Origin of the sequence: Pseudomonas sp. B10(2017), assembly GCF_002113295.1 — a bacterium.
In the GTDB taxonomy this organism is placed as follows: domain Bacteria; phylum Pseudomonadota; class Gammaproteobacteria; order Pseudomonadales; family Pseudomonadaceae; genus Aquipseudomonas; species Aquipseudomonas pudica.
This window is the reverse complement of the sequence record NZ_NEJU01000019.1, coordinates 101,231-111,945: the sequence shown is the minus strand read 5'-3', so window position 1 is coordinate 111,945 and position 10,715 is coordinate 101,231. Positions and strand designations below refer to the sequence as shown.

At 62.0% G+C, this 10,715-nt stretch carries 9 protein-coding genes; 4 read left to right on the top strand and 5 right to left on the bottom strand.

The window, feature by feature from the left end:
• The first annotated feature begins 233 nt into the window (after positions 1 to 233).
• Positions 234 to 515, top strand: a complete 282-nt coding sequence (locus tag CAF92_RS27085; protein ID WP_143516185.1) for a hypothetical protein — start codon at positions 234 to 236, stop codon at positions 513 to 515.
• Here the strand turns inward: CAF92_RS27085 and CAF92_RS20905 are convergent.
• Complete coding sequence (locus CAF92_RS20905) at positions 422 to 682, bottom strand: DUF2798 domain-containing protein (RefSeq protein WP_046617164.1); 261 nt, start codon at positions 680 to 682, stop codon at positions 422 to 424. The genes CAF92_RS27085 and CAF92_RS20905 overlap by 94 nt on opposite strands.
• A 113-nt stretch (positions 683 to 795) precedes the next feature.
• Here CAF92_RS20905 and CAF92_RS20900 point away from each other — a divergent pair, with 113 nt between their 5' ends.
• Positions 796 to 1,725: a LysR family transcriptional regulator gene (locus tag CAF92_RS20900; protein ID WP_085601814.1), complete on the top strand. Its 930-nt coding sequence runs from the start codon at positions 796 to 798 to the stop codon at positions 1,723 to 1,725.
• A gap of 42 nt (positions 1,726 to 1,767) precedes the next feature.
• Here the strand turns inward: CAF92_RS20900 and CAF92_RS20895 are convergent, their stop codons facing one another.
• The 3 genes from CAF92_RS20895 to CAF92_RS20885 form a co-directional block, all read right to left on the bottom strand.
• A complete protein-coding gene (locus tag CAF92_RS20895) occupies positions 1,768 to 3,033 on the bottom strand; it encodes an OmpP1/FadL family transporter (protein ID WP_046617166.1) in 1,266 nt (421 codons plus the stop codon).
• Between the two features lie 145 nt (positions 3,034 to 3,178).
• The gene (locus CAF92_RS20890) at positions 3,179 to 3,661 is read right to left on the bottom strand and encodes a hypothetical protein (RefSeq protein ID WP_025338041.1); all 483 of its coding nucleotides are present in this window, start codon (positions 3,659 to 3,661) and stop codon (positions 3,179 to 3,181) included.
• A 249-nt stretch (positions 3,662 to 3,910) separates the two neighbouring features.
• A complete protein-coding gene (locus tag CAF92_RS20885; RefSeq protein ID WP_003257337.1) occupies positions 3,911 to 4,135 on the bottom strand; it encodes a hypothetical protein in 225 nt (74 codons plus the stop codon).
• A 951-nt stretch (positions 4,136 to 5,086) separates the two neighbouring features.
• Between CAF92_RS20885 and CAF92_RS20880 the strand changes: the two genes are divergently transcribed.
• Entirely contained in the window at positions 5,087 to 5,506 is a 420-nt protein-coding gene (locus CAF92_RS20880) for a tetratricopeptide repeat protein (protein WP_085601817.1), read from the top strand.
• Between the two features lie 231 nt (positions 5,507 to 5,737).
• Positions 5,738 to 7,111: a DNA recombination protein RmuC gene (gene rmuC, locus CAF92_RS20875; protein WP_161797643.1), complete on the top strand. Its 1,374-nt coding sequence runs from the start codon at positions 5,738 to 5,740 to the stop codon at positions 7,109 to 7,111.
• Here rmuC and CAF92_RS20870 read toward each other — a convergent pair.
• Positions 7,083 to 10,559, bottom strand: coding sequence for a hybrid sensor histidine kinase/response regulator (locus CAF92_RS20870; RefSeq protein ID WP_085601813.1), 3,477 nt, complete (start codon positions 10,557 to 10,559; stop codon positions 7,083 to 7,085). The two genes, rmuC and CAF92_RS20870, sit on opposite strands and share 29 nt — an antisense overlap.
• Between the last annotated feature and the right edge of the window lie 156 nt (positions 10,560 to 10,715).

Below are 10,715 nucleotides of genomic sequence, written 5' to 3'. Positions count from 1 at the left end.
AAGTGCTGGTTTTGATCTCGCGCATAGTCCATTTACGATGGCGACGCTTACTCACCTTTTCGCCCTTACGGCGAGTCACTTTTTGTCAAACGCGACAAAAAGTAACCAAAAAACGCTGCGCTCCCATCATCCGGCCCCTGCGCTGCGCTCCGGGGTTCCCTCGCGCCGGTCTTGCTCCCGGGAGTACGCGCTGCAGGCCCCATCCATGGGGCCTCAGCGCTTGACGGGCATCCATGCCCGTCACCTCCCTCCGCAAGACCTCTGCTCGGCCTCCTGAAGTCGCGAAGATCAAGATCAAGATCAAGATCAAGATCAAGATCAAGATCAAGATCAAGATCAAGATCAAGATCAAGAGCAAGAGCAAGAGCAAGAGCAAGAGCAAGAGCAAGAGCAGGGGACTTGCCTGGGTTTCAGGTTACTCTCACTTTGAATGCACCGTAATCGTCACCAACCGCACCACCACCGGCCTGACCATCAACACACAAACGAACGCCACAGGCATCGCCAACTGGTAAGCCTTCAGCACGTTGCCAAGGTATTCAGGGTTGATCCCCCCATTCGCTGCCGTGATCACGAAACACATCAATAGCGCCATGATGGAGGACATGTAGAAGGCAAAAACATAGGGCGTGGCGCCCGGGTGCAATTTGCGTCGGCTGCGCGTCTGGGACAGGTTGCTCATGCGAACTCCTGAAAGGTAAGTAGAGGCGCAGGTTAGCAACGCATCCGGTAGCAACTGTAGACCAGCCGCATTGAGTTCTTTATAAAGAGATTCTTACGAATCCAGGGCTCAGCATGGATCTGCTCAACGTCATTCGCAGCTTCATCAAGGTGGTCGAAGCCGGCAGCATCGCCGCCGGGGCCCGCAATCTGGGCCTGAGCCCGGCCGCGGTCAGCCAGAACCTGGCGCGACTGGAAGGCCACTTGCAGGTTCGCCTGCTCAGCCGCACCACCCGCAGTATGGCGCTGACACCCGCTGGCACCCAGTATTACGAACGCGTCAGGCACATCGAGCGCGACCTGGCCTTGGCCGAACAGGCCGTCACCACCCCCGACAGTGAGCCCCAAGGGCGGCTGTGCATTGCTTCGACGTCCGCCTTCGGTCGTCACGTGCTGGCGCCATTGATACCCGCGTTCAGTGCCCGCTACCCACTGCTTTCGATAGAGTTGATAACGACTGATCGCCGGGTCAACCACGCCCGGGAGGATGTGGACGTGAGCCTGCGCATTGCTCCGCAACTCGAAGACCAATTGTTGGCCCGGCATATCGCCCGTATCCCGTTCATTTGCTGTGCCTCGCCCGGTTACCTGCAAAGCGCCGGCGTGCCGGCCACGCCCGAGGCCTTGCGTGAGCACCGCTGCCTGGTGTTCCGCTACCCGGTGGATGGGCGCTTCCTGCGTTGGGGGTTCATGCGCGACGGGCTGCGGTTCGAGGCAGAGTTCGGCAGCGTATTGATCAGCGACGACATAGACGCCCTGACCCAGATGGCACTGCACGATGGCGGCATCACCCGCCTGGCCGAGTTCATCGTGCGGCCGCACCTGGCCGCTGGGGAGCTGGTACCGTTGTTCGAATACAGAGATAGCGGCCAGGCCTATGCCCAGACCGAACCGATGGATATCTACCTTTGCCTGGCCGACCGCTTCGCCATGACCACCAAGGTGCGTGTGTTCATGGACTACCTGCGCGAATGCCTGGGCGACAGCTGGCAGGTGCAGGCATGAAAAAACCGCCACGAGGGCGGTTTTTCATATAGCGCGTACGAATCAGAAGCGGTAGGTAAGGGATGCACCGATACCGTGAGCACTGTTCTCGTACTTGGCCCGGTAGCTGCCCTTGGTCGCGCTGGCCAGATTCACCTTGACGTCCTCTTCCCACAGGTAGGAGTAAGCGACGTCGATGGTCATGTCGTCGTTCGGGCTCCAGCCTGCACCCAGGCTGAATATCCGGCGGTCGCCAGTCGGGATACGCGGCGAGCGGTCGTGGTTGTTGGTGGGCGCCTGGTCGACGGTGAAGCCGGTACGCAGCACCCACTCCTTGTTGACCTTGTACGATGCACCGATGGCATGAGCCCAGGTATCATGCCAGTTCTGCTCTTCGGTGATGGTCTGGAACGCCGAACCTGCCAGTGGTGCCGGAACATCGTTCTGCACGGTAATGTCTTTCAGGCGGCTCCAACGCGTCCAGGTGCTACCTGCGTACAGGGTCCACTGGTCGTCCAGTTCATGGGTAACCGAGAGGTCGACCGATTCTGGTGTCTTGATTTTCAGCGTAGCGTCGAACTTGTTGCCGTTGAACGGCCCGATCAGCGGGGTGCTGACACGGGTCTTGCCCTCGAGCTTGTAGTCGACCATCGAGTGGTAAGTCAGGCCGACGCGGGTGCGGTCGGTGGCTTGTACCAGGATACCGATGTTGTAGCCGACGGCAGTATCGTCACCCTTGATCTTCACTTCGCCGTCATTACGACCCGGGGTGAACGGGTTGATCAGGTTCGAGCCCAATTCCCCCTCGATGCGGTTGATGGTCGGGCCAAAACCGATCGAGACCTTGTCGTTGAATGCGTAGCTGACGGTCGGCTGGAATGTGACAACCTGTACGTGGCTCTTCTTGCCCCAGTAACGTGCGGCGTCATCGCTGCCATAGTCGGTTACCAGGCCGAACGGTACGTAGACACCAAAGCCGACGCTCCAGTGGTCGTCGATCGGTTTGACGTAGTAACCCATGGGTACGCCAACGACAGGCACCATATCACCATCGGTTTCCCCCCCGAGATTGCTGCCCGGGCCCGAGATGTCGGTCTTGGCGATGACGGCTGCGCCGCCCACGGTGAACTGTTCGCGCTTGAGGCGGGACATGCCGGCCGGGTTGCCAAAAACGGTACTGGCATCTTCGGCAGAGGAAGAACGTCCCGCGAAACCTGTCCCCATGCTGCTGATGCTCTGTTCGTTCAGCGCGAAGCCGCTCGCGAGCAGTTGGCTGGAAGCGAGTGCGACGGCTACGCCGAGGGAGGCTTTGAGCATTACTTTTTTCATTATTAGAACTCCTTGGGATCTCCGGGGCGAAAAGCTACCAACAATTCACGCGCCGCGCTATAGCCTCAATCGCAGGAGATAGAGCGGTTTTGTAGGACAATCCGACCAAAATTCCCTTTTTTCCGGGTGCGTTGTAGGACGCGTCCTAAGATGCCTGCGGCAATCTCTGATCTATGCAGGTATGCCAGGCGTGGGTGAAGTCGCGCAGGCGACCTTGGGGGTTGAAAATCTGCCGCCAGATCCGCGCCAGTGCGAGAAGGTCGTCGGCGGCAGGCAGTGGCGTGGCCTGCTCTTCAACGAGCATCCAGGCAATTGCGGTGGAATAGCGCAGGTTTACGGTGAGTTCCAGGTGCGGGCCGCCCAGGAAGGCATGCTGGCTGGCCAAGCCGCGGACCAGGCTTGCCAGGTCGGGGTCACGGGCAAGGTAGTCGTCCCAGATCGCCTGGTGACGGTGTTCGCCGATACGGTACAGGCCATGCCCACGACGGTCGTGCAAGGCCGACCCCAGGGCCGACTGGCTGGCGGCGATGCCCAGCAACAAGGCTTCGGCGCTGGCGCAGTGACGGTTCAGGTAGACCAGGGTAGGTCGGATCACATACTGACACAATTCATTCGCCGCGATACCCATGATGCCCTCGAGCAGTTAAGGGCCGGACGGGCGCTGGAGCTTGGCAGCTGGTAAGTGATCAGGCCCGCCGGAAGCGGCAAGCACCGCTCGAGTTGAAGTGTAGTGTGATAATCGTGGTGTAAAGGGCTGTTTTTAAATCGATTGCTGCCTGACGTTCCTGGCTATATGCCTTAAGGCAATTACGCCACGAACGTTCAGGCAGGCTTGCGATGGGATGATTCAGCGCTTGAATACCGCAGTATTCGCCGCTCACGCGGTGAGCGACTGGCGGGTTCGGGCGATGACCGCCTGCAGCGGTTCACTGCGGCTGTACTGTTCAGGGTACAGGCGCTCGGTGTGGCAAGCGACGCCGTGTTCGTCTACCAGGGTGAAGCTGAAGCTGCCCTTGCGTGGGGCAACGATGAGGCACTTCAACGGCGAGAAGGCCTGGGAGAGGGTGCCAATTGCAGCCTGAATCTGATGATGAGTTTGCATATTGTTGGATGTTCCTGCTTTAAACACGGGGGTTATGATCCGTGCATGATAGAAACGTTCCAGTGACGCCTTTATTAAGGGACGAACGAACCTGACTGGAACAGGGCAGCCAGAGGGAGCGCATTCAAAGGTGGGCGCATGGGCTGACTGGTAGGTACTTCGGAAGGCAGGCAGCACGCCGGGGCCAAGGTTCTAGGCCGTCGGTATGGGATCCTGATCAATCTGTCACGTGATTCGTGCTTGAGCAGCGCGTGGCTTGCGAGTGAATCATCGAATGGGCCGGTCCTGGTTTCAGCAGCGCCACCCTTGGGAGGAGCGGTTCTGCAAGGACGCTTCAGGCCAGAATTGACTTTCAGCTTGGTACTAACGAGACGCACCTTAGCGGAAATACCGCTGCTTGGCAAGCATTTCATGTTTGTTCAGCTGAGCCGGGCAGTATGGCGCGTATTTGCCCTGCTGTGAAGAGGGAGCAAAAGGCCCGCATCCAGGCTGATGTACCGATTTCGTGCACTCAAATGAGGTTTATGGTGCACTTGTTCACATTCGGAGCATTGCTTGCAACTGCCTCGCAGCACGCTGCGGCAGCCTCGCCAATGCCTTGACTGGGCGGTTAAGTCAATGAAAAAAAACACTATTTTTAGCTGGTGAAAAAATCGTCAGTTTGAGCGAAAGCCCCAGTTCATAGGGGTTTGCGGGGGATGGGAGGGGGTTGTCCACCGAGTTATCCACAGGAACTGTGGATTGTCCCCGGCGCTTGCTCTAGGACGGGCGTGCCAGCACTACATTGTACTGTCCGACAATCGACGTGCTCCGAAAGACCTGTTGGTCATCCTCTTGAAAACGTCAAGAAAAGATCATTGAAAATTTTTTCAATCCTCCGGAAATAGAAAGGCCAAGGCGCAAGAAAAAGGGTAGAGTGGCGCGCCTTTCGAGTTGCCAAACCTGTTGCTCATGAAGTTTCGCGGTAAACCCCTCGCCAGCCCCTCTGCATCAATGCCTGCGCCTCCCCCCAAACGTTTCTCCCTCAAAGTGGCTTTGTGGCTGCTCGATAACCCGCGCCTGGGTGACAAGCCGCAGGTCAAGCACCTTGCCGGGCGCCTGTTGAAACAGCCGGCGCGTCAGGGCGTGGTCGTGGCGCAAAGCCGCCTGGGGCAGATGTTGTGCCGCGATTGCGGCAATGCCCGTGACCGGCGTATTGGCCATGAACTGCTGCGCCAGGCCGCCCGTGCTGGTGACCGGCGTGCGCAGCTGGAGTTTGCGCGGCTGTGCCAGCACAGCGAGCCGGAGCAGGCTCGGTACTGGCTGGAGCTGGCGGCGGGACAGGGGTCGCAGGAAGCGCGGCGGCTTTTGAGGCAGTGGTTCCATGCCTGAGGTGTATTGCCAGCAGTGGCCTCTTCGCGGGTGAACCCGCGAAAAGGCCGGAGCAGGCAACACACCGCTCAGGCTGATAAGCTGCGATGCATTCATCCAGGATCATTCGGGGTAAGCATGACAGTGGATCTGGCCAGCATTCTGCTGGGCTTGGTGGCAGGTGCAGTACCTTGCCTGGGTTGGGTCATGCAGGTGCAGCGCCGCCAGGGCGCGCGGCAAGGCGAGCAGGCCTTGCTCGAAGAGCGCCTCAATGCTGCCCAACTGGCCCTGGCCGGCCTGCAGGCGCAACTGGACGCCAGCCGCGACGAGGTCAGCGACCTCAGCGAAGCCAACACCGTCAAGCAGACCCAGCTGGCCGCCCTGGGTCGTGAGCTGGAACTGCTGCAGATCGACCGCGACAACGCCCGTGACGCCGCCCACGCCTGGAACCTCGAGCGTGCCAACCGCGAAGCCGAACTGCGCCGCCTGGAGGCCCAGACCGCACGCCTGGACGCCGAACTGCGCGAGCAGCAGGAAAGCCACCAACAGCGTCTGGAAGACCTGCAGGAAGCCCGCGACACACTGCGCGCTCAATTCGCCGACATGGCTACCAAGATTTTCGACGAGCGCGAGCAGCGCTTCGCCCAGACCAGCCAGCAGCACCTCGGCCAGTTGCTCGACCCGCTCAAGGAGCGCATCCAGGCCTTCGAAAAACGTGTGGAGGAAAGCTACCAGCAGGAAGCCCGCGAGCGCTTCTCGCTGGGCAAGGAGCTGGAGCGCCTGCAGCAACTCAACCTGCGCCTGTCCGACGAAGCTACCAACCTGACCCAGGCGCTGAAGGGCCAGAAAACCCAGGGCAACTGGGGGGAACTGATCCTGGAGCGGGTACTGGAGCATGCCGGCCTGGAAAAGGGCCGCGAATACCAGACCCAGGTCAGCCTCAAGAGCGCCGATGGCGAGCGCTTCCAGCCTGATGTGCTGATCATGCTGCCCGGCGACAAGCAGGTAGTGGTGGATGCCAAGGTCAGCCTCACCGCCTACCAGCAGTTCGTCGCCGGCAACGACGAGGCCGCGCTCAAGCAGCATGTGCAGTCACTGCGCAGCCACGTCAAAGGCCTGTCGAGCAAGGACTACAACCGCCTCGAGGGCCTGCACAGCCTGGATTTCGTGCTGCTGTTCGTGCCGATCGAGGCCGCCTTCTCGGCAGCCCTGCAGGCGGAGCCGAACCTGTTCCAGGAAGCCTTCGACCGGCAGATAGTGATCGTCAGCCCGACCACCTTGCTAGCCACCTTGCGGGTGATCGACAGCCTGTGGAAGCAGGAACGCCAGGGCCAGAACGCCCGCGAGATCGCCGAGCGCGCCGGCTGGCTGTACGACAAGTTCGTGCTGTTCATCCAGGACCTGGACGAGTTGGGCAGCCGCCTGCAGCAGGTGGACAAGGCCTATGCCGCCGCGCGCAACAAGCTGTGTGAAGGGCGCGGCAACCTGGTCAGCCGCAGCGAACAGCTGAAGCTGCTGGGCGCCCGCGCCAGCAAGAGCCTGCCGGCCGACCTGCTGGAGCGGGCGCTTTCCGACGAGGCGTTGCCGGACGAAGCGCTTACTGAACCAGGCTCAGATGGCGATTGAGCATGGCGCGCAGGGCCGCCGGCTTGACCGGCTTGGCCAGGTAGTCCAGGCCAGAGGCATGCACCATGGCGATGGTTTCCTTGCTGCCGTCGGCACTGATTACCACGCCCGGCACCGGCTCACCCAGGCGCGCGCGTAGCCAGCCCATCAGCCCTGTACCGGTCTCGCCGTCGTCCAGGTGGTAGTCCACCAGTGCAAGGTGCGGGCGCATGCCCTTGGTCAGCAGGGCTTCGCATTCGGCACGGTTGCGCGCGGTCCACACCTGGCAACCCCAGCGGCTGAGCAGGCTGTTCATGCCGATCAGGATGCTGTCTTCGTTGTCCACGCATAGCACCTGCAGCCCGGCAAGTGGCTGGCCGACCTGTTCCACCGGGGCGGTGGGCGCCGTGGCGGCCTGCCGGGCAATCGGTACGCTGACGCGGAACACCGTGCCCTTGCCCGGCCATGAGCGCACCTCCAGCTTGTGCCCCAGCACACGGCACAGGCCGTCGGCGATCGCCAGGCCCAGGCCCAGACCCTTCTCGGCGCGGGTCTGGTGGCTGTCCAGGCGCTTGAACTCCTGGAAGATCACCTGCAGCTTGTCGTCGGCGATGCCCGGGCCACGGTCCCACACCTCAAGCCACAACTGTTCACCCTGGCGCCGTGCGCCCAGCAGGATCGGGCTCTTGCCATAGCGCAGGGCGTTGGTCAGGAAGTTCTGCAGCACCCGGCGCAGCAGTTTCATGTCGCTGTCCACCCGCAGGCGGCTGCCGCGCAGGCGGAACTCAAGGCCCTTCTCGGCGGCCAGCACCTTGAATTCGGCGCCCAGGGTGTCGAACAGTTCGTTGAGGGCAAATGGCTTGGTATCCGGGGTGATCTTGCCGTTTTCCAGGCGCGAGATATCCAGCAGGTCGCTGATCAGCTCTTCAGCCGAGCGCAGCGAGCTGTCCATGTGCTGCACCAGTTGCCGGGCCTCTTCATTCATGCCCTCGGCCTGCTGCGACAAGGCAGCGGAGAACAGCCGGGCGGCGTTCAGCGGCTGCATCAGGTCATGGCTTACCGCAGCCAGGAAACGGGTCTTGGACTGGCTCACCGCTTCGGCACGGCTCTTGGCTTCGGACAACGCCTGGTTTAGCTGCGACAGCTCTTGAGTGCGTTCCGCCACCCGTTGTTCCAAGCTTTCGTTGGCATCGCGCAGGGCCTGCTCGGCCTCGCGGAACGGGGTGATGTCGGTGAAGCTCATGACGAAACCGCCGCCCGGCATCGGGTTGCCGATCAGTTCGATCACCCGGCCATTGGGGAACAAGCGCTCGGAAGAGTGCGCACGGCCCTGGCGCATCCAGTGCAGGCGCCGCGCCACATGCACCTGCGCCTCGCCCGGGCCGCACAGGCCACGCTCGGCGTTGTAGCGGATGATGTCGGCGATCGGCCGGCCCACGCTGATCAGCCCGTCGGGGTAGTTGAACAGTTCCAGGTAACGGCGGTTCCAGGCCACCAGGTGCAGGTTCTGGTCGACCACGCTGATGCCCTGGTTGATGTTCTCGATGGCCCCTTGCAGCAGGGCGCGGTTGAACTGCAGCACCTCGCTGGCTTCGTCGGCAATACGCACCACGTCTTCCAGCTGCATGTCGCGGCCTTCGATGGCGGCCTTGACCACGGCGCGGGTCGACGAGGTGCCGAGCACGCCGGCCAGCAGGCGTTCGGTGTGTTCGATCCAGTCGCCGTCGGCGTTCTGGTTGGGGTTGAAGCCCTTGCCCTGGCGGTAGGCGAAGCGGATGAAGCTCTGTCGGGCGCGTTCTTCGCCGACAAAGCGCGAGGCCAGGGTCAGCAGGTCGTCGATCTGCACCGCCAGCAGCGGCTTGCTGCTGGGCCTGGCGCTGGTCTGCTGGCCGATGAAGCGGCCGGCCTGCCAATGCTCGGACACCCGCGTGCGCGACAGCACCGAAACCCAGGCGAACAGGGTGAAGTTGCCCGCCAGCGACAGCACCACGCCCTGGGTAAGCGGGCTGATCGGCAGGCTCAGCGGGTTGCCGTGCAGCCACGCCAACCCTGGGAACAGCTGCAGCGACCAGCCCACGCTGTGCGCGGCAATCGGCAGCACCAAGGTGTAGAACCACAGGAAAATACCTGCGGCCAGGCCGGCGAACACACCGCGGCGGTTGGCCTGTTTCCAGTACAGTGCACCGAGCATGGCCGGGGTCAGCTGGGTCACGGCGGCAAAGGCGATCTGGCCGATGGTCGCCAGGCTGGCGGTGGAGCCCAGCAGACGATAGCTGACATACGCCAGCAGCAGGATCACCACGATGGTCACTCGGCGTACCGAGAGCATCCAGTGGCGGAACGCCTCGAACGGCCGCTCGGCGTTGGTACGGCGTAGCAGCCAGGGCAGCAGCATGTCGTTGGAGACCATGGTCGACAGCGCCACGGCCTCGACGATGACCATGCCGGTGGCCGCCGAGGCACCACCGATGAATGCCAGCAGGGCCAGGCTCGGGTGTGCCTCGGCCAGCGGCAGGCTGATAACGAACGAATCGGAGATTACCGTGCCCGGCAGCAGCATCTGCCCGGCCAGCGCGATCGGCACCACGAACAGCGCGGCGAGCGCCAGGTACATCGGGAATACCCAGCGTGCCAGGCGCATGTCCTGGGGTTCGATGTTTTCCACCACGGTGACGTGGAATTGCCGTGGCAGGCAGATGATCGCCATCATCGCCACGGCGGTCTGCACCACCATCGACGGCCAGTTGATGGTTTCCTGCCAATAGTCCTGCAGGTGGATCGACTGGCGGGCCTGGCTGAACAGGTCGTCGAAGCCGTCATACAGGTTGAAGACGATGAAGATGCCTACGGCGAGGAAGGCCAGCAGCTTGATCAGCGATTCGAAGGCAATCGCCAGGACCATGCCACGGTGGTGTTCGGTCACGTCCAGGCTACGGGTACCGAAGACGATGGCGAACAGTGCCAGTACCAGCGACACCACCAGCGCGGTGTCTTGCACGCGGGTGCCGGTAGCGTCGGCATTGGCGCCGATCAGCAGGTTAACGCCCAGCACGATCCCCTTGAGCTGCAAAGCGATGTACGGCAGCACACCGATCAGGCAGATCAGCGCCACGACCACTGCCAGGGACTGTGACTTGCCGTAGCGCGCGGCGATGAAGTCGGCGATCGAGGTGATGTTCTGCTGCTTGCTGATCAGCACCATCTTCTGCAGCACCCAGGGCGCGAAGATCAGCAGCAGCACCGGGCCAAGGTAGATCGGCAGGAATGCCCAGAGCTGTTCGGCGGCCTGGCCGACCGCGCCGAAGAAGGTCCAGCTGGTGCAGTACACGGCCAGCGACAGGCTGTACACCCAGGCACGCAGCTTCGGCGGCAACGGCGTGCTGCGGCGGTCGCCGTAGAAGGCGATGGCGAACATGATGGCCATATAGGCCAGGGCGACCACGGCGATCAGCCCGCTGGACAACGACATGAATACTCCGAAGCAAAAAGATAACGCGGTCCCGATCAATCAGTCTGGCACGCAGGTGCCGCTTCGTCAGCGCAGACGATGGTCGCAGTGGCAGGTGGTCGCAGGGTTCTCTTTAACCTGTGCCGGCCCTTTCGCGGGTGAACCCGCTCCCACAGT

What these genes read in the sequence shown, in the direction of transcription:
- CAF92_RS27085 (WP_143516185.1), top strand. Translation starts at nt 234, where the DNA reads ATGCCCGTCACCTCCCTCCGCAAGACCTCTGCTCGGCCTCCTGAAGTC.
- CAF92_RS20905 (WP_046617164.1), bottom strand. Translation starts at nt 682, where the DNA reads ATGAGCAACCTGTCCCAGACGCGCAGCCGACGCAAATTGCACCCGGGC.
- CAF92_RS20900 (WP_085601814.1), top strand. Translation starts at nt 796, where the DNA reads ATGGATCTGCTCAACGTCATTCGCAGCTTCATCAAGGTGGTCGAAGCC.
- CAF92_RS20895 (WP_046617166.1), bottom strand. Translation starts at nt 3,033, where the DNA reads ATGAAAAAAGTAATGCTCAAAGCCTCCCTCGGCGTAGCCGTCGCACTC.
- CAF92_RS20890 (WP_025338041.1), bottom strand. Translation starts at nt 3,661, where the DNA reads ATGGGTATCGCGGCGAATGAATTGTGTCAGTATGTGATCCGACCTACC.
- CAF92_RS20885 (WP_003257337.1), bottom strand. Translation starts at nt 4,135, where the DNA reads ATGCAAACTCATCATCAGATTCAGGCTGCAATTGGCACCCTCTCCCAG.
- CAF92_RS20880 (WP_085601817.1), top strand. Translation starts at nt 5,087, where the DNA reads ATGAAGTTTCGCGGTAAACCCCTCGCCAGCCCCTCTGCATCAATGCCT.
- CAF92_RS20870 (WP_085601813.1), bottom strand. Translation starts at nt 10,559, where the DNA reads ATGTCGTTGTCCAGCGGGCTGATCGCCGTGGTCGCCCTGGCCTATATG.